We start from the raw sequence: 16,130 nt of genomic DNA, 5'->3' as shown, positions 1-16,130 counted from the left end.
GTCACCTCAGCGTCTGAACCCACTCGAAGGAGCCGCCCTCGCTCAGGCTGGCCCGGCTCTCTCCGTATTCTGCGGTTGCGATCCGGGCCTTCAGCACCGGCACCCCAAGGGTGACGGCCGCGCCGGTCTGCGCGCCGGGGCGGATGTAGGGGATCACCTCGATGTTGCTGGCGACGCCGCTGCCATCGGCGGAGCTTCCGACCACCACGCGGTGGTAGGCATAGCGGGTTGGGTTGGCCCCGTAGGTGAAGCCCAGCAGGTCCCCGGCCGAGATCTCATAGCCCGCAGGCAGGCCCGAAAGTCCCAGCTCGCGGTTATTGGCCGCGAGGTCGCCGATCACCGGGGCCGATGCGCCCAGGAGCGCAAGATCCGGGTCGAGGATCGTGCCACGCATCCGCGTGTCCCAAAGCAGCAGGCTTGCCCCCGGTTGCTCCAAAAGCGCCAACTTGGCCTCCACCGCCGCCCAATAGGCGTGGGTGTCCTTGTCCAGGACAACGCGCCCCCGCCAAAGCCGGGTGCCCATGCCATGGCTGATGATTTCACCGCCGCCGGTCTCGGACGTGGTTTCCGAGCGGCCAAGGCGGCAACTGATCTTCTGAATCGGAAGGCCCGCGAAAAACTGATCGACGGTAAGAGGCCAGGACAACGGCATCAGCCAACACTCCAAGGGTCATTTACATTGCGGTCAAAGGTGGATCGTGAGTGTTCCCGGTCGTAAGTCTCGGTCACCTCGATGGCGGTATCGCGTGATTGCTGCTCGACCACCGCCTTGAACAGCGGACTCGGCTGGATCAGCACTCGCGACACGCCGCCGCCGGTTTCAGCGCCCAGCGAACCACCCGGCGCGCTTGGCAAGGGCGGCGCGGCAAAGGCCCCGCCGTTGGCAAAGGCCGGTGCCATACCGGGCAGCAACGCACCCGCGTTGATGGCTTCCAAAAGGTGGCGGTGCTTGCGCGTCGCTTTGGCGTTCACGAAGAATTCGCCGGGGCTGACCAGGGCAATTTCCTTGTCACTGCGGTCACCGCCCTGCCCCGTGATGATCCCGCCGTCAGCCTTCTTCTGCACCCCGAACAGGCTGCCCAGAAGCCCGCCGCCATCAGCGGTGCCAAACACCCCGGCGAGCGGCCCGTCGCCCAGCAGCGCGGCCTCAAGGATCGCAGCGGCAATGGAGGCTTTGACCCGGTCCCAGGCGGCGGCCGCATCATCGCCCTGCGCCTGCAGCGCCGTCAGCACATCGCCCATCGTGTCGCCGAGAAACGCGCCCGCCTGTTGCGTCGCCTCGATAACCTGCTGTTCCTCGACACGCTCGCGGACGATCTTCTCCAGGGCTTCGCGCTCGGCGTCCGTGGCGGATTTCATGGCCTCGCGGTGGCGGATCATCTCCTGCTGAACAGGATCGGTCTCGCGCAGGACTTCGAGGCGCTCGGCCTCGCGGCGCAGCAACTCTTCAATCGCCTTGCGCTCGCGGTTGGTGGCCGCCGCACCGCCACCAGAACGTGACTTGCGTGGGTTTGGCGGCATCCGCACAGGCGGTAGCCCCTGATCGTGATAGACATAGTCGGAGTTGCCCGCTCCGGGGCTTTCGCCACGCGGGTCGCTAAAATCCGGGTTTTCCCTCACGCGCGCCATGATGCGCGCACCGCGTGCCGCGTGGAGCTGTTCCTTCAGTCGTTGCGCCTGATCCGCCGCCAGCGAGATATTCCCGGCCATATCGACCGAGGCGACGCCGTTTGCAGCGTCCCAGGACGCCATCATTTCGGCCTTCAGGGTTTCGGTGATTTCCAGCTCGTTCACGCGTTCCTGGTGCAACTCGCGTTCGGCCTGCAGACGCAGTTCCGCGACTTCAACGCTGCCTTCGCCGCTGACCCGGATTGCCTCATTGATTTCGGCTTCCAGCTGAAGTTGCTGGATCGTGGATCTGGCAGCCGCGTCGATCTCCAGCCGGTTGCCGAGGTAGTCTTGCGCGTTTGCCGCCAGCGACGACCACAAGTCGCTGCCGGTCTCACGCAGATCTTCCCATGGCTGGCGGATCCGAGCGCCGAAAAGCTCCAGTTGCTGGATCAACTGGGCTAGCCCTTGGTAAAACTCCCGCTGCTGAGCGTTGAGGTTTTCAATACCGCCGCCCGCCTCAAGAAGCATATCGCGGACATCGAGCGCCGCCCGCAGCTTCGTGACCGGGTCTTCCGACTTGCTCAAGATTTCCAGATTGTAAGCGAAGATCGCGCCCAGTTCACGGGCTTTACTGCTGATAGAACTCAGGCCCAGAAAATCCTGCGCGGCCGACCGCGACGTGCGGTCATCCAAGAAGGAAAGATCCAGCACCAGATCACGAACACTCTCAGAGATTTCGTCCAGCTCTTCCTTTGCTTCAAGCTTCGACATCAAGGCGAGGTCGCCAAGGATTGCACGCAATTCAGGCGACGCCGAACCAAATTTCTTGATCATATCGGCGGCGCTTTGAAAGGCGTCTTCCTGACGGTCACCGAAGGTGCTGACGGCATCACTCATGGCCTTCAAACGATCTTCAAAACTCTCGGCCTCTTCGCCCGCGCTGGAGAGCCAGTTCACCAACGCCGCCCCCGCCGCGATTGAGCCAATGGTGATCAGGTTCAGCGGCGAGATCATGTTAAGAACGGCTTGGCGGGTGGCCCCCAAGGCCGCAGCCGCGCCCCGGTTGCCAAACACCTGGGTGATCTGGGTGCCCTGCTGGATCGCAAGCTGCATCGGGTCCTGGCCCGCTGCCATCATCACGCCGATGTCGTTGAACTGCGCTGTGAGGTTTGCGGCGCTCCCGGCGGCAAGCGCCTGCGATTGGTCAACATTGCGCAACCCGGCGACCCAACTGGCCGTATTGGAGCGCAATGCAGACACGCGGGATCGCACGCCCGACATTGCACGCCCCCAGCGGGTTGTGGATTGGTTGACCTTGTCCGTGGAGGCCACCAGCTTCGCGTTTTCGGACCGCAGGCGTTGAAGCTCCGACTTTGCGTCGGAGCCGTCCATCAGGATCTCACCTTGCACGACAAACGTCATTGGCTACCTCTCGTTCAGCGCCGTACGCGCCGCGTCCTCGATGATGCGAAACCCGATCCATTCGGCGGGTGTTAGGTCCAGACCTTCCAGGCGGAGCGCCGGTTCAACAGCGGCGTAGTCAAGACCGATCCAGAAGCGCGAGCCGTCTGCCTGAGCCAAGGCCCGCCATTGCGTCTGTGCCGCTAGAAAAGCGTTCAGTGATGGAAGGTTGCAGCGCCAAATCGCCGAATGTGCCCGCTTTTGGTCCAACGCATCGGTGTCGAACTGAAGACCGAACAGGGCCGCGTCGTCGATCACCTCGCCCCCGGTCGCCTCGGCGGCCAAAGTGCCGGTCGCCCAGGCGCGACCGGCCCACCTCAGTTTCCCGAGCGGTTATCCGTCACGCCGCTGTAGTAGGCCGCGATCAGCGCAAGCCGCACATAGGGCCGCTTCAGCATGTGTTCGCGGATCTCTTCGCTGTAAGGGATCGCCTCACCGGCTGTGTTCACCAGGTCTTCCATCCCGGCCAGCACTTCGCGCAGGGCGGCCTTGACGTTGGCTGAATCGTTCAGCGCCACGCCGTCCACCACCTCGTCATCCACCACATTGAAGGTGGCTTTGAAGGTCTGTTGCTCGTGTCCCTCGCCCTTGGGGACATTGACTTTGACGGTACGGGTAAAGGAGGGGTTTTCGTCGATTTTGAACATGGTCTGTCCCTCGGATCAGGTGAGTGTCAGGGTGAATTCGTCGTTGCCGGATTGTGGCAGCGGCACCAGGCGCAGCGGCCATTCCTTCACGTTCTGTGCAGTAGACAGCCCCTGCGGCCGCTGCATCTGCGCGGCGGGGATATCCAGCGTCGCGATCTTGCCCGCCCCGGTCCCGTGGACGAGCTGCAGCGCGGTTGCGCTTTGGTCGAGCGCCCGCTGGAACGGGTCAAAGGTGGTCAGCGGCACCGCCTCGACTGTGGTCTCGATGCTCTCCTGGCGGTCGCCCAACTTGACCTCTTCGCGCCCGACCAGGAACCGCCCTTCGATCTGATTGCCCAGATCCATGGCAAAGGACCGCATCACCAGATCCGTACCGTCGATCTCAAAGACCGGCGTGTTGCCCATGGTCACGACCTGCGGCATCTGCCAGGGCGACAGGTCTGCCGTGGGATAGGCAGCCTCGGTCGGTTTCACGAACAGGCCTTTGAAGGTGAACCGCAGCTTGGGCACCGCCTGCGCCTGAAGGTCAAACCGCACGTTGCCGCGCGCGCCCAGGATCACATAGCGGGTGCTGTCGATATGCAGGTGGATGGTGGTGCTCTCCGGGTTTTGAGTGATCGGGTTATAGATCACCGAGGTGCCCGCGTTGACTGTTTCAGCCAGCCCGCATCCGCGCAAAAGCGCGCCCCAGGCGGGCACCGTGCCAGCCGTTCCAGACGGGGCAAGTTCCACATCAAACGAAATCTCGCTCATCAGCTCGGTCGGGATCGTGGCATCTGCGCCGAAGTAGGGCCGTTCCAAATCACGCGAAACGTCGGTGCCTTCCATGGGCTTGAGCTGCACGTCCTGGGCGAGAATGGCATTGGCCGCGCCGCTTGGGGCCGCGTCAGTGCCATAGGTCACCTCGGTTTTGACCAGGAGGATCTTCTGCTTCCAATTCAGGGACATTTAGGCCTCCTTTTTCGCGGCTTGACCGGCAGAGGTGCGAGGTGGTTTGGGCTGGGTCGCCGCCTCTTGTTTCAGGGCGCCATCACGCTGGACGGCATAGCTGCCGCCCGAGGCGGGCAATTTGGGCTTTTGTGGTTTGGTCGGCTTGGTCATTGCACCGTGATCCTCAGTTGGTCGTTGATGGAAAACTCGATCATGTAGAACAGCGCCCCGCCGCCCACTCCGGCGAGATCGCCCCGACGCAGCTCGAAGACGCCGAAATCGGACCCCGGCGACCAGCCCGCCAAAGCCTCCAGCACCTGACCGATGATCGGTCGCAACTGCCCCAATGCTTTGGAGCCGGTCTGGTCGTGGGAGCGCGCAACCAGAAGAACGCCGACGGTCTCGGAATAGGCCTGCGAGAAAATCCCGGTGGCGTCGTTTGCACGCTGCCCCTGAAGGCCAAGCGGGATCACAAAGGCGGTCGACGACTGCGGCAGGCCCCGGTCTTTCAGCAGGCGGGTGAAATCCACGGCAGTCTCGATGCGCCCCGCGAATTCGGGCAAACGCGCCTCAAGACGATCCTTGACCGCGTCCAGCATCAGATGAACCCCTTCAGGCTCTGTCCGGTGAATGGCCGTTCGCGGTCGGTGGTCAGCACGCCCTGGCTGCCGCTGGTCTTCGGCTCCACGCCTGCGACATCCAGCGTAATCACGCCCTGAGAGATTTCCTTGAGCTGCCGCACCGCGTCCTTGTAGTCGGCGGCGATCTTTTCCGGCGCGTCATAGATATGAAGGTTCCAGATCGTGATGGCCCGGCTCAGGGCGGAGACCTGGGCGGGTGCCTCGGCCAGCGGGAGCTGATAGCGCCCCTTCAGGTAGCCGTCGATCATGGCGTCCGCGTCGGCAATCGCCTGGTTCACTGTGTCCAGATCGACCGCGCCGGTTACGACCTCGCCGCGATCTGTGAGAGAAACCAGCATGCCTTCGCCGTAGCGGTCGGTAAGCTGGTCAAGGGTGGTATAGGTCATCTGCCTGCGCTCCGATGGGCGGAAGGTGATGCTCCGGCGACGCGAGGATCGCCGCCGGAGCAAGGCCCTGTCTGCCAGGGCAAAGCGGCTATTGGGGCAGAGACGGCCGCTTAGTCGGACACGCCTTCGACGTGGTAACTGGTGATCAGGCGGCGCTCTCCTTTGAGCGCCAGCTCCTGCTCCTCGCTCAATTCATCAAGCGGGATGTCCACGGGCTTGGACCCGAACTTACGCCCGGCACGGCGGAACCCCTTTTCCGGCCCCACGACGCGCAGGAACTTGCGACCATGAAAGGTCGGTTGCGCCGCATCTGTGCCGCCCGGTTGCTTGGCGTTCTCGCTGGAAGCGGCGGCAACGGCCAAGGCTTCCTCGAAGGAGTTGCTCCCGTCATCGGCGGGGGCCTTGTCCTCATCAGCAGAGGCGCCTTGCGCCTCGGCCTCTGCAACCAGCTCGGCGAGCTTGGCGGTTGAGAGGTTGGGCGCGAAGTCGAGCTTCAGCTCTTCCGCGCGCGCTTTGAGGTCATCACGTTCACTCATCGCTCAGCTCCTTATGCCAACCAGGGAGTGTTGAGCATCTTGGCGGTGCCCTTCCACTCGTTGGTCTCGCCGCCAGCAGCGAATTCGGAGTTGAGGATCTTCAGCGCCGCGCTTTCATTGCTCGGCCCCACCACCAGCAAGCTCGGGCGGATCCCCAGCGGGCGGCCGTGGTCGCCTTTCATGCTGGACAGAGCGGCACGCGCCTTGGCGTAGTTCGCGGCAGTCAGCGGTTGCTTGGACCCCCATGCCATCTGCCAGAAGCCAAAGCCGGTGTTGAACCGGGCGTCCGCTCCGTAGATGAATTCCTTGTTCATGAACACATTCTGGTCCGTCAGCTTGTCCATGTTCACGAACTCGAAGTCCTTGCGGCGCTGCAGGATGATCGGTTTCAACGCGCGGGTGTCGTCGATCAGGAACCACGGCGCATCGGAGCCGCCATCGGTGTTGGCGACGGAGGTCTCGTTGCCGTTCTCGTCCAGCACAAGGTGGTCGGTGTCAAAGAAGGGCTGACCGTCATAGCAGGCCATGTCGAAGCCCTTCTTCAGCGTGTCGCCGTAGACAAGAAGATCCTTCTTCGCGCCAGTGGATGCGCCCATCTCGGTGAACAGCGGCGCATAGATCCCGAGGTTGTCGGTCTCGATGTCGTCACGGTCGACGCCGATGGTCAGTTCCCAGGGCTTCTCCGCGATGGAGTAGTCATGCTGGGCGAGGTTCTGGATCGCACGCGCGCCGATCCATTCACGGACGTTGGGCATCTTGCCCAGCCATCCGTATTTCTGTTCCTTGGTCATCGACGGCACTTCGGTCGCGACGCTGGTCCAGTCGGAGGAGGCCTGCGCCAACCCATTCTGGAAGTTCTTCTTGAACCCGACCCGAAGCGCGTCGAGGTTTGCTGCGTTAACGAGCATGTGTCAGTCCTTTCAGGATGCTTTGGTCAGGGCTTCATCGAAGCGAACCCAGACGCCATTCGCGTCCACGCCGTCGATGATCCCGGCAGGCGAGCGGGTGGTGGTGCCGTCCGTCTTGGCGACGGTCTGGTCATCCACCACAAAGGCCAGTTCGCCGACATCGGCGAACGTGATTCCGTCCGCGCCTGCGGAGTTGGCGAACCGGAAAATGCCGGGGCGATAGGTCAGATCCTCGTCGCCGTCTGCGCCCAGGCGGTTGTCGACCCGCGCCTCGGCCCGGCCCACGCCAACCAGCCCGGTCGCGGTGTGGCCTTCGTGCAGGTAGCCGTCTGCGGCACGCAGCACGATGGACCCGGCGTAGATCAGGGAGGCTGCTGCCACCAGTCCGTGGCGCAGCTCGCCGTCATGGCGGGGGGTGTTCCGATCAGTTGTCAACGCCGTCATTTAAAGGCCCTCCTGCGCTTCGCGTTCTTCTTCGAGAACGGTTTGGTAATCCTCGGACGAAAGCCCCAGAAGGCGGGCAGCGCTTTGCTGTTCGGCGTTCAGAGAAATCTTGCCGTCCTCGCTCGCGGGCGTGAGGTGGGCGACGCCGGTGCTGTTCAATACCGGCAGACCGGCGATCTCCTTTTCGACGCGCGCGGGGTCTTCCTGGTGCATCGAGACGTAGTGATCGCGCAGGGATTTCGGGATCATGCGGCCCTTCTTGATTTCGCCGTCGATGAAGGCCTCCGCCTTATCCTTGGAGGCTGTGCCCTGCAGCGTGGTGAGCTGCTCGGCCTGCATAGCGATGGTGCCCTGCAGCTCGGTCAGCGCGGATTGAAGCGCCACCACATCCGGTGCCCCCGCAGTCGTCGCCTTTGCCGCCGCAACCACATCACCCCCAACATCTACGCCGAGAATGGTCGCAACCTCGTCAAGCTGGGACTGCGCGGCGATTGCGCCGTCACTGCCCTCGCCCTGCTTCTTGATCGCGGCAATGACCTGGTCTTCGGTGGCGTCGTCACCAAGGCCGGACAAAGCCGCGAGCTGTTTCAGAAACGACATGCTGTCGTCCTCCTGTTCAAAGTTGAGCGCAGCCATGCCGCGCAGGTTGGGACGGTTCACGAGCGACGCGTTCAGGAGCTTTTGAACCCTGTTGTGGCTGTCATGTCGGAGAACCGGGGAAATCCGTCGATATGCCTGATCGGCCACAAGCCGCGCACCTTCAGAGGTCCAGCGCACTTTCCCCCAGATGCCGTCCTCCCGCGCTTGCATCTCAATGATCCAACCGCGCGCGGGCGCGTCCCCTCCCGCCTTGGCAGCGGTGAAGGAGGCGTGATTGACGTCGATCTCGATTTCGTCCCGGCCTTCAAAGCTGGCCTCAATCACGGCTTGCGGGTCCGTGATCTCGTAAGGGCCACGCGCATCAAAGGTCTCGATGCGCCCGGCCGGGGTCAGTTGGATCCATTCGGGAACGCCCGCGTCTTCAGTGACAGAAGGGAGTTCCTGGGAGGCCATCAAGGCGATATGTGATGCTCTGCTCATGCAGCCATCTTCGCGAATGGCCCAAACGCAAAACACCCGCAGCGATGTGCGGGTGTTCGTTTGGGGGTTAATGGATCTGTGTCCTAATCCTGTTGTGAAGCTTAGTCTTGGTCAATCTCTTTGTAAGATAGTGGCATCGCAGCCTCGCTTCGAATCCCCAAAACGAGAACTGGCTTAGGTTTGGTAGTCTACTCTCAGTACCGCAAAGCTATCGACCCGCTCCGCTCGATCCTGCTATGAGAGAGATAACTTCTGCCACTGCCCTTGGCCTGAAATGAAGCAAGGCGTTGCAGTACGAATTTTTTGCGGGTGAATTTAATGGCGACTACAGGTGTACAGAACTTCAAGCTGCACAAGATTGATGACAGAGCAGCCTACTCGATGTTGCAGGAAATACGCGAGCGGCTGCAGGGGGAACGTGAGGAGATATTACTTTTCCCCGTTCACGGGTTTCCATTTACTTTAGAAGAATACGGTGAAACAAACCTAACCGCGGACTCTTATTCGATCAATGAAATGTCGTTTGACTTCAGTCTAGCTCCCAACCTAGGGATTTCAGTTCGTTTCTCGAGATTAAATCAAACAAATACTCGAGATCACTCACCTCTGTTTGATCAAGTGACTGTAATATTCAGCAGTGAGCGAAATGCTTGGAAGAAGAAGCCAGAAATTGTTGCGGATGTATTGCGCATAATTTCGAGTAGAGGCACTCCTGCTGCACATGTCGACACGGGAGAAGGTCCTAGCGTTCTCAGAGAACTAATCTTGAGCAATAGCGCCACCCATCGAGAGATCATGGCTTCTCTGAATAAGTCAGTTGAAGACATGATGGCCAAGCGTGCGGAACTAGAAGAAGAAGCGTCGACCGCCGAGAAAATCAGAGAAACAGCTCACACTGAGGCGTTGGAAGCTCTCGAGGCTGAACGGAAGAAATTGCTTCTACAGTCTCATATGAGTGAACGAAGGAATATTACCACATCGATCAAAGACCTGATGCAATCAAATGCTTTGAAGCGCGAAGGTCGTAGATCATTGTTTTTCGCAACCGCTGTTTTTCTTGCCTACATGTCAATTGGTGCATTTGGCGCGATGAGCAGTTACTTATCTTTCTCTTCAATGAATGACACGGGTCCATCGCCAGCAGAAAGTGCGTTGATGTCTAAGGTGATCGAACGTCTATCGTCAAACGCCAACCAAGGCGAAGTGAGATTTGACGAAAATACCGGAGGCGCAGCAACTCCCGATATCACACAGACAACTTCTGGAGACCTCGAGTCTTCTGCGCAAGCGGTAGAAACTAGCATTTCACCTGCGAAAGACGGGTCTATCGCGCTTGAATGGTTCATGATTATTAAGCTAGTTTTGTCCACTGTAGTAGCGCTTGTCGGGTTCTCAGCAGCAGTTGCCTGGATGAAGCGCTATTACGATGAAGAAATGCGCATGTCTCGTGAAATGATTGCCTTTGCAGCTGACATCGAGCGCGCCTCATGGGTAATTGAAGCCATCCATGAGGTCAAACATGAGGCCAAGGGGGAACTCCCGTCTGAATGGATTGAGGCTGTGACCCGGAATCTCTTTTCAGGTGGAGCACAAAAAGCTCAAGAAGATGAAAGCACTCGTGCACTTCGCGCCCTTATGGGCTTGGCAGGCGCAGCAAAAGTAGGCCCAAACGGGCTTGAACTTGATATTGGCAAGAAGGGCGCACGCAGCATGGCTGAAGGTGGGTAAGGCGCAAGCTATTTCACCTATTATTATAAAGCCAGTCTTCCAGTTCCTCCACAATCGCGCTGCGGTCCCCCTCGGAGACCCCGAGGAACGGGCGCGCCGGGATGTTGCCCCAAGGGATCGAGATCTTCGGGGTCGTATCGCCGAACCCCTTGCCCTCATATGTGCCGAAAGCCCCTTTCTGCGCACCGAACTGCATCACAGCAGCCTGAATTGCATTACTGCCCCAGGACACACCGGCGGCGCTGGCCTGGTAGTGAAGCTGCTGGCGCATTTCACCGCTCTTGTTCAATGGTTGCGGGCCGAACCGGAACCCGCGCGCGGCGTAGCGTTCCAGCGTGTTCTGAGAGCGTGGCGCGAAGGGCTTGCCGTCTGGTTGCTGCCCCTTCAGCATTCGGTCTTGGGTTGATTGCACCAGGAGCTCGCCCAGATCCTGCATCACGGGCGACAGGTCGGATAGCTGAGTTTCAAGCTGCTTCAGGCGCAGTTCGAACCCATCTTCATTGAATTTCAGGGTGTACATAGCTATTCTTCTAACTGCAGGCGTGACGCGGTGAAACTCTCCCGGCCGTAGCACGGTCCTTGGATCGGAGCGCAATGTGGGGTTGCCAGCTTGCTGGATTGGGAGGCCCCACCGCCTGCAGTTTTCACCACAGTGTCGCGCCCCACTGCCACGCGTTCAAAACTCAATCGCCTTTTCTCATCAGGCGGATCAGTTCCTGATCTCGTTTCAGGTCATCGCTGCTCAGGCGGCGGAAGCTGGTCACGAACAGACCCTGCCCCGTTTTGGTGGTCTTCACCACCAGCACATGCCCCGCCTCGCCCGGATCAGCTCGGACGAAGATCATGCTGCTATCGCCGTCCTGCACCTTATTGGTAGCGAGGTTCACGGTGGCTTGTGCCTGTGCATAGTCTTCCAGCGTCAATTCCGGGTGACGGCGGCGCTGTTTGGCGAGCGTCTCAGCCGACAGTTCCGCCACCCGGGGCTGTGAGCCGATCAGTTGGGCATCGTCATCGCCCAATCGCGCCAAAGGCCACGCCCCGCGCGGATTCTCAAACCAGTCTTTGAACGGCCATTGAAGCCAGTCGCCGATCAAATCCTGCGACGGCTGCGCCTGCAGCTTTTCGAGTTTATCGCGGAAGGCCAGGATCGTGTCAGCCGCACTTGCGCCTGGGGCATAGTCCCAACCCTTGTCGATCCCCTTGGGCGTGCCCGAACGCGGATCTCGCGTGTTCCAGCCTGTCGGCAGCCTCACAGCCGGATTGCCGCCGCGCCGTATCGCAGCCTCCATAGACCGCGCGCCAAAGACCCGGCAGGAACACCCCCAGCCGTTCGGCGGAAACCAGATCATCCAGAACGGATGGTCGGCAGGCAGGATCAGGCCATCGAGCGCCAGATGCTCCGGGCGCGGATCATCCGAGCCGCCATGACGGTAGACCCAATATTTAAAACCGCCCTCGCGAAGCTGCGCAAAGCGCCCGGCTTGATAGGAGACGCGCATATTGGTGCGGTAGATCACGCGCATGCGCCAGGCCTCGCCGCCCGGCGTGCCCTCGCCCGTCCAGCCATGCCAGCCGTGGCGTTCCACGATATCTCGGAAATCACGCTGGAACGCCTCAAACCCGGTGCCGTCGGCGATGGCTTTCTCCACGGCTGCGCCAATATCTGAAAGCAGGTCAGCCTTGGTCGCGCCCGCCACCATAAACGCTCGGTCGTGCGCGTTCCTGGTGATGTCATCCCACCGCGCGGTGGGCACCAGATCGCCCAAGCGAAGCCGGAATGCGGCGACCTGCTCAGGGAACGGTTTGCGGAAGATCGCCGCCAGTTCAGCCATCCGCTTCACCCTCGGTCATGGCCCGGCCGCCGGAATGTGCTGCCAAGTTCGCCAGCGCGAGCGCCTGTTGCAGCTCGCTTGCATCGAGATCACCGTAGCTTGCCAACAGGGTTTCGCGGAACTCTTCCAAGCTACCAGACGCCTGCAGCATCGCCTCGATCCGTGCCAGCATCGACGCCATGGCCTTGCGCCCGTCCGTTCCGAGGCGCGCCGCGAGACCAGCCTCTGGCGAAACCGGCGCAGAGAGCGCCTCTGAGGCCTCTTCTGCCTGCGCGGCCCCAACGCCCCCTAAAACGCCGAGATGTACATTCAATCGCCCTTCAATTTCGCTCTGTGGCGCTGCTGGGCCTGTTTCGGTGGGTGCCGGGGCAGCTTTCGGCGGGGTTTGGGGCGTTTTCTCCGATTTTCCGCCAATCACGTCATCTGTTTCGCCCGGATCAGACAGGCCGAACTTAGCTCGGACTTCCGATTGCTTCACCCGCAGCCCCCGCGCCACCAACGGCGACAGGGCTTTTGAGAAGGATGCGAGGTCTTCCTCTTCCGGGCGGCCGATCTTCAATCGCGGCGATGGCGCGTCCGCCCCATATTCGAGCTGCACCCAGGGGCGGATCAAATCGCGGTTGATGATCGCACCCAATTGCTTGGCGTCGGCGCGCTCGATGTCCTCTTGCACCTGACGGTGCTCCTTGCCGGATCCCAAGCCGCCAGTTTCCGCATCGGTGGTCGAGGTCTGCCCCAGCACCAGCTTTGACGTCTGTCTGTCGAGCCAGTCGCTTCGCCGTTCATAGTGATCGGTCGACGCGCCAATGCTCTTGGCCTCCTGAAACTCGATCATCATGCTTTCGGGAATGATGGCCGCGCAATCGCCCGCAATATTCGCCACCGCGCGAAACAGCGTCTTGCGATCCTCTTCAGAGGTGCCCGGCCCGTATTTGCCGATCCGAAGCGGCTGACCGTAGGTCTGGGTGAAAATCGCCCAATCGCGCTGGGTGAATGCCTTGAATAGCCACGCCCACAACGCAACACGCGCCAGCCCGGAGCGCAACGGCAAGCCCGACTTCGCCTTCATTGGTGCGTAGATGTATTGGAACGGCGGCAGGATCTCTTCTTCGCCGGTCTGCGGGTTCAGCATCCGGGGCGTTTTGAGATCCCTGCGATCAAAGCGGAACCAGCGCGGGTCGCAGTATTCCAGCGCGGCAGGTTCATACTCCCCCTCGGAGGTATCCCACCGGATATGGGTGAAGCTGTATCCTTTACCGAGCGCATCGAGGATGTCGAACAGCTCGTCCGTCAGCTCATCGCGCTTTAACCAGGTGCGCACACGCTCGGCGATCTGTTCTGCCAATTCGCTGTCGTCGCGTGGCTCCACCGTGATGTCGAGCTGCGAGACGGAACGGCGGCGCGTTCCCAGAACCCCGAGATAATGCAGATCCCGCTCTTCAATGGTTTCTGCCAATTCCAGATAGCGGATCGGATCGCCCGCGTCGGCCTCACGCAGGATGGACGCCAACCGCTCCGGGTTCAGCCCATCGCCCGGATATCCGGTCAGAGGGCTGCGCACGCCGCCGATCATCGAGGGTTCTTCGTATTTTGCCAATTCGGCGCGGCGCACCGGGTTGCCCCAGCGGTCCAGCACTTGTTTGCTACGTGCCATGTTTCAGCCCTTTGCCGTTAAGGTGTCTAAAGACCGCCGCGCATTGCGGTGCCCAGCGGAGGGTTCCACCAGGGGCGGTTCAGCGCGTCTTGTTCATCTGCGGTCATGCCCAATTGACCGCTGTGCGGCTCTCGGTTCTGGTTGTTGGGCACCGGGGTATAGTCGATCTCGACCCAGCGCATACGCGAGGCGAAGTGGGCGAGTGCCAGGGCGATGGCATAGTCGCCGTGGCGTTTCTTACCCTTGGCGTCGGCCTCGCGGATCTCAGGCACGCGGGGAATGCCGCGCACTTTCTTGACGGCGCGCAGGTCGCTCATGTGTGGATCCCAGCGGCCAATAGAAATTGTCGCCTCTTCAAAGGCGGTTTTCAGCGGCGGCATGTTGATGCGGTACCAGTCCTGCGAGAACTTGATCGCCCAGACCATACCAGGGCTGTCGTCGCCCTCCTTCAGCCCAAACTTGCGCCCGACATCCTCGGCCACGGTCCAGCCCATGCCGGTGGCATCAAAGGCCGCGCCAACGCAGCGCGTGCGGATACGCTCCATGACCATGCCGACAATGAGCTTCTGCTCGTTGCCCGGAACGTTGCGCATCTCGATTGAGAGCGCCTCGCGGCGATGCATGTTCTTCTCGATGGCGAGCAGCGTTAGCACCGAGAGGTCAGAGACGCGGGCGAAGTCAAAGCCGAGCGCATAGAGCACGTCCAGCGGCACGGCACTCAGCACCTTTTCCAGACGTTCCAGGAAGAGGCGCATCAGCTCCTTCTGTTGAGCATTGGTGCGCTGCAAGTAGTCGTCGGGCAACTCCAGCTCCAGGCAAGGTGCCTCGGCATTCATGCGCGCCTCAATCAGTGGCGCGGACAACCAAGCGCCGGTCCCGGCCTTGGCTATGCAGTGCAGCTCTTCGTCCGCGTCGTCGCCATAGACCGCATGTGTGCTGTCGATCCATTTCTGCTTGCCCATTGGCTCACGGCCCTGGGCGCGTTGGATCAACGCAATGCGCTCATAAAGCCCCGCGTCGACCGCATCATTGAAGGTGACACGCACGACCTTGGCGGTGTCGCCCTTCTCCCCCTCGTTGACCTGACGCACCAGCACGTTGAAGGCATTGGCGTCGCCGTCATGGGTGGAGATCACCAGAACCTTACCGCCCCACATCAGCAGGGCGTTTGCGGCCTTCAGCATCTCTTCCAGTTCGTCATGGAACGCGGCCTCGTCGAAGATCACGTAGCCCTGGCGACCGCGCAGCGAACGTGGCTTGGAGGACAGGGCCACGATCTCGAACCCGGAGGCAAAGCGGATGCGGAACGCCTGAATATCGCGGTCTTCCTTGCCGTCATCCTGGTCCTTGAACAGGAACTCCTGCACCGAACTGGCGGCGGGCATGAAGGCCTTCGCCCACATGGCGCAGGTGTCGATAAACTCGCGCGCCATATCGAGGTTGAAGCCAATGTAAAGCGTATCCATTCCGCCCTCGGCTCGCGCCAGACCAGAGGTCAAAACGCCATCGGCCCCGACCGCCCAGGTCATCCCGATCCGGCGCGATTTCTCGCAGACCACAAATTGATAGTGAGCGGTCGTTTGCAGGAGCTGCTGCTGGTAGGACAGAAGCACATGCGGCAGCTCCATACTTTGGTCCAGCACGTTCGGCAGCATTTGCCGGTCGGCTGCGCGCTGCGCCTCCCAATCCGCGTCTGTGATGACCTCGGTTGCCGTCATGTGTTCACCCCGAGAATATCGGCTTTGATCGATGCCACGGTGTCCTTGGTCATGCCGAGCTGATGCGCCTTCTGCTCGATCTCTCCGGCAAGGCGCTCGCGTTCCTTTCGGGCGATGCGCCGCTCTTCGTCTTCGCGCAGGCGTTCGCGCAGCCCGGCGGATTGCATCAGGTCTTTCAGCATGCGCGACAGATGCGCGAGCCCCTTCGGGTCCCAATCGCCGCCCGCCTCCGATACTGAGTTCATCATCTGGAATGCCGCGGTGGCGATCATCTGCATCAGCACCTTGTGCATGGTGCTTTCCTGCTCGATGTTCAGATCCCCGAGCAGCGTTTCCGCCATCGCGAAAGCGTCCCGCTGATCCTTGAGCAGTTTGGAATATTCGCCCACGGCTGACTTGCCGATGCGGATCTCCAGGCCTGCCTCATCCAGCCAGAAATTCAGATCTTCGGTGATCTCTACAATACCGCCAAAGCCGCGCTCCTGCAGGGCCGTGGAAAGCCGCTGCCGAAACTCCAGCGGGATCAGGTCGAGCTTCTTTGGAGGCGGCATGAC

At 61.1% G+C, this 16,130-nt stretch carries 18 protein-coding genes; 1 reads left to right on the top strand and 17 read right to left on the bottom strand.

The window, feature by feature from the left end; translation table 11 throughout:
- Position 1: 1 nt before the first annotated feature.
- From CLV89_RS08850 to CLV89_RS08800, 12 genes are all read right to left on the bottom strand, one after another.
- Positions 2-652 carry a hypothetical protein gene (locus CLV89_RS08850; protein ID WP_106163294.1) on the bottom strand — a complete coding sequence of 217 codons (651 nt, stop codon included), beginning with the start codon at positions 650-652 and terminating at the stop codon, positions 2-4.
- A complete protein-coding gene (locus CLV89_RS08845; RefSeq protein ID WP_106163293.1) occupies positions 652-3,033 on the bottom strand; it encodes a phage tail length tape measure family protein in 2,382 nt (793 codons plus the stop codon). Before CLV89_RS08845 ends, CLV89_RS08850 begins: the two co-directional genes overlap by 1 nt.
- 3 nt (positions 3,034-3,036) lie before the next feature.
- Entirely contained in the window at positions 3,037-3,357 is a 321-nt protein-coding gene (locus tag CLV89_RS08840) for a DUF1799 domain-containing protein (RefSeq protein ID WP_243394973.1), read from the bottom strand.
- 32 nt (positions 3,358-3,389) lie between these two features.
- Positions 3,390-3,719 (bottom strand): hypothetical protein, encoded by a 330-nt coding sequence (locus tag CLV89_RS08835; protein ID WP_106163292.1) that lies wholly within the window; start codon positions 3,717-3,719, stop codon positions 3,390-3,392.
- A 15-nt stretch (positions 3,720-3,734) separates the two neighbouring features.
- Positions 3,735-4,667 (bottom strand): phage tail tube protein, encoded by a 933-nt coding sequence (locus tag CLV89_RS08830; RefSeq protein ID WP_106163291.1) that lies wholly within the window; start codon positions 4,665-4,667, stop codon positions 3,735-3,737.
- Entirely contained in the window at positions 4,668-4,820 is a 153-nt protein-coding gene (locus CLV89_RS22600; protein ID WP_165798109.1) for a hypothetical protein, read from the bottom strand.
- Positions 4,817-5,248: a phage tail terminator protein gene (locus CLV89_RS08825; RefSeq protein WP_106163290.1), complete on the bottom strand. Its 432-nt coding sequence runs from the start codon at positions 5,246-5,248 to the stop codon at positions 4,817-4,819. Before CLV89_RS08825 ends, CLV89_RS22600 begins: the two co-directional genes overlap by 4 nt.
- The gene (locus CLV89_RS08820) at positions 5,248-5,676 is read right to left on the bottom strand and encodes a gp436 family protein (protein ID WP_106163289.1); all 429 of its coding nucleotides are present in this window, start codon (positions 5,674-5,676) and stop codon (positions 5,248-5,250) included. Before CLV89_RS08820 ends, CLV89_RS08825 begins: the two co-directional genes overlap by 1 nt.
- 110 nt (positions 5,677-5,786) lie before the next feature.
- Positions 5,787-6,212: a hypothetical protein gene (locus CLV89_RS08815; protein ID WP_106163288.1), complete on the bottom strand. Its 426-nt coding sequence runs from the start codon at positions 6,210-6,212 to the stop codon at positions 5,787-5,789.
- 11 nt (positions 6,213-6,223) lie between these two features.
- Positions 6,224-7,120, bottom strand: coding sequence for a Mu-like prophage major head subunit gpT family protein (locus CLV89_RS08810; RefSeq protein WP_106163287.1), 897 nt, complete (start codon positions 7,118-7,120; stop codon positions 6,224-6,226).
- 12 nt (positions 7,121-7,132) lie between these two features.
- A complete protein-coding gene (locus tag CLV89_RS08805) occupies positions 7,133-7,564 on the bottom strand; it encodes a hypothetical protein (protein WP_106163286.1) in 432 nt (143 codons plus the stop codon).
- The gene (locus tag CLV89_RS08800) at positions 7,565-8,644 is read right to left on the bottom strand and encodes a phage protease (RefSeq protein ID WP_165798108.1); all 1,080 of its coding nucleotides are present in this window, start codon (positions 8,642-8,644) and stop codon (positions 7,565-7,567) included.
- A 318-nt stretch (positions 8,645-8,962) separates the two neighbouring features.
- On the opposite strand from CLV89_RS08800, the gene CLV89_RS08795 reads away from it, so the two are divergent.
- Entirely contained in the window at positions 8,963-10,372 is a 1,410-nt protein-coding gene (locus CLV89_RS08795; protein WP_106163284.1) for a hypothetical protein, read from the top strand.
- Between the two features lie 13 nt (positions 10,373-10,385).
- Here CLV89_RS08795 and CLV89_RS08790 read toward each other — a convergent pair whose 3' ends face one another.
- The 5 genes from CLV89_RS08790 to CLV89_RS08770 form a co-directional block, all read right to left on the bottom strand.
- Positions 10,386-10,892 carry a phage virion morphogenesis protein gene (locus tag CLV89_RS08790; protein WP_106163283.1) on the bottom strand — a complete coding sequence of 169 codons (507 nt, stop codon included), beginning with the start codon at positions 10,890-10,892 and terminating at the stop codon, positions 10,386-10,388.
- 163 nt (positions 10,893-11,055) lie between these two features.
- Complete coding sequence (locus tag CLV89_RS08785) at positions 11,056-12,204, bottom strand: phage head morphogenesis protein (RefSeq protein WP_106163282.1); 1,149 nt, start codon at positions 12,202-12,204, stop codon at positions 11,056-11,058.
- Complete coding sequence (locus CLV89_RS08780) at positions 12,197-13,858, bottom strand: DUF935 domain-containing protein (RefSeq protein WP_106163281.1); 1,662 nt, start codon at positions 13,856-13,858, stop codon at positions 12,197-12,199. Before CLV89_RS08780 ends, CLV89_RS08785 begins: the two co-directional genes overlap by 8 nt.
- A 26-nt stretch (positions 13,859-13,884) precedes the next feature.
- The gene (locus CLV89_RS08775; RefSeq protein WP_106163280.1) at positions 13,885-15,576 is read right to left on the bottom strand and encodes a terminase large subunit domain-containing protein; all 1,692 of its coding nucleotides are present in this window, start codon (positions 15,574-15,576) and stop codon (positions 13,885-13,887) included.
- Entirely contained in the window at positions 15,573-16,127 is a 555-nt protein-coding gene (locus CLV89_RS08770; protein WP_106163279.1) for a phage protein Gp27 family protein, read from the bottom strand. The genes CLV89_RS08775 and CLV89_RS08770 overlap by 4 nt, the downstream gene beginning before the upstream one ends.
- Positions 16,128-16,130 lie beyond the last annotated feature (3 nt).

The organism is Tritonibacter scottomollicae, assembly GCF_003003215.1.
Taxonomy (GTDB): domain Bacteria; phylum Pseudomonadota; class Alphaproteobacteria; order Rhodobacterales; family Rhodobacteraceae; genus Epibacterium; species Epibacterium scottomollicae.
This window is presented reverse-complemented; position numbering and strand designations above follow the sequence as displayed.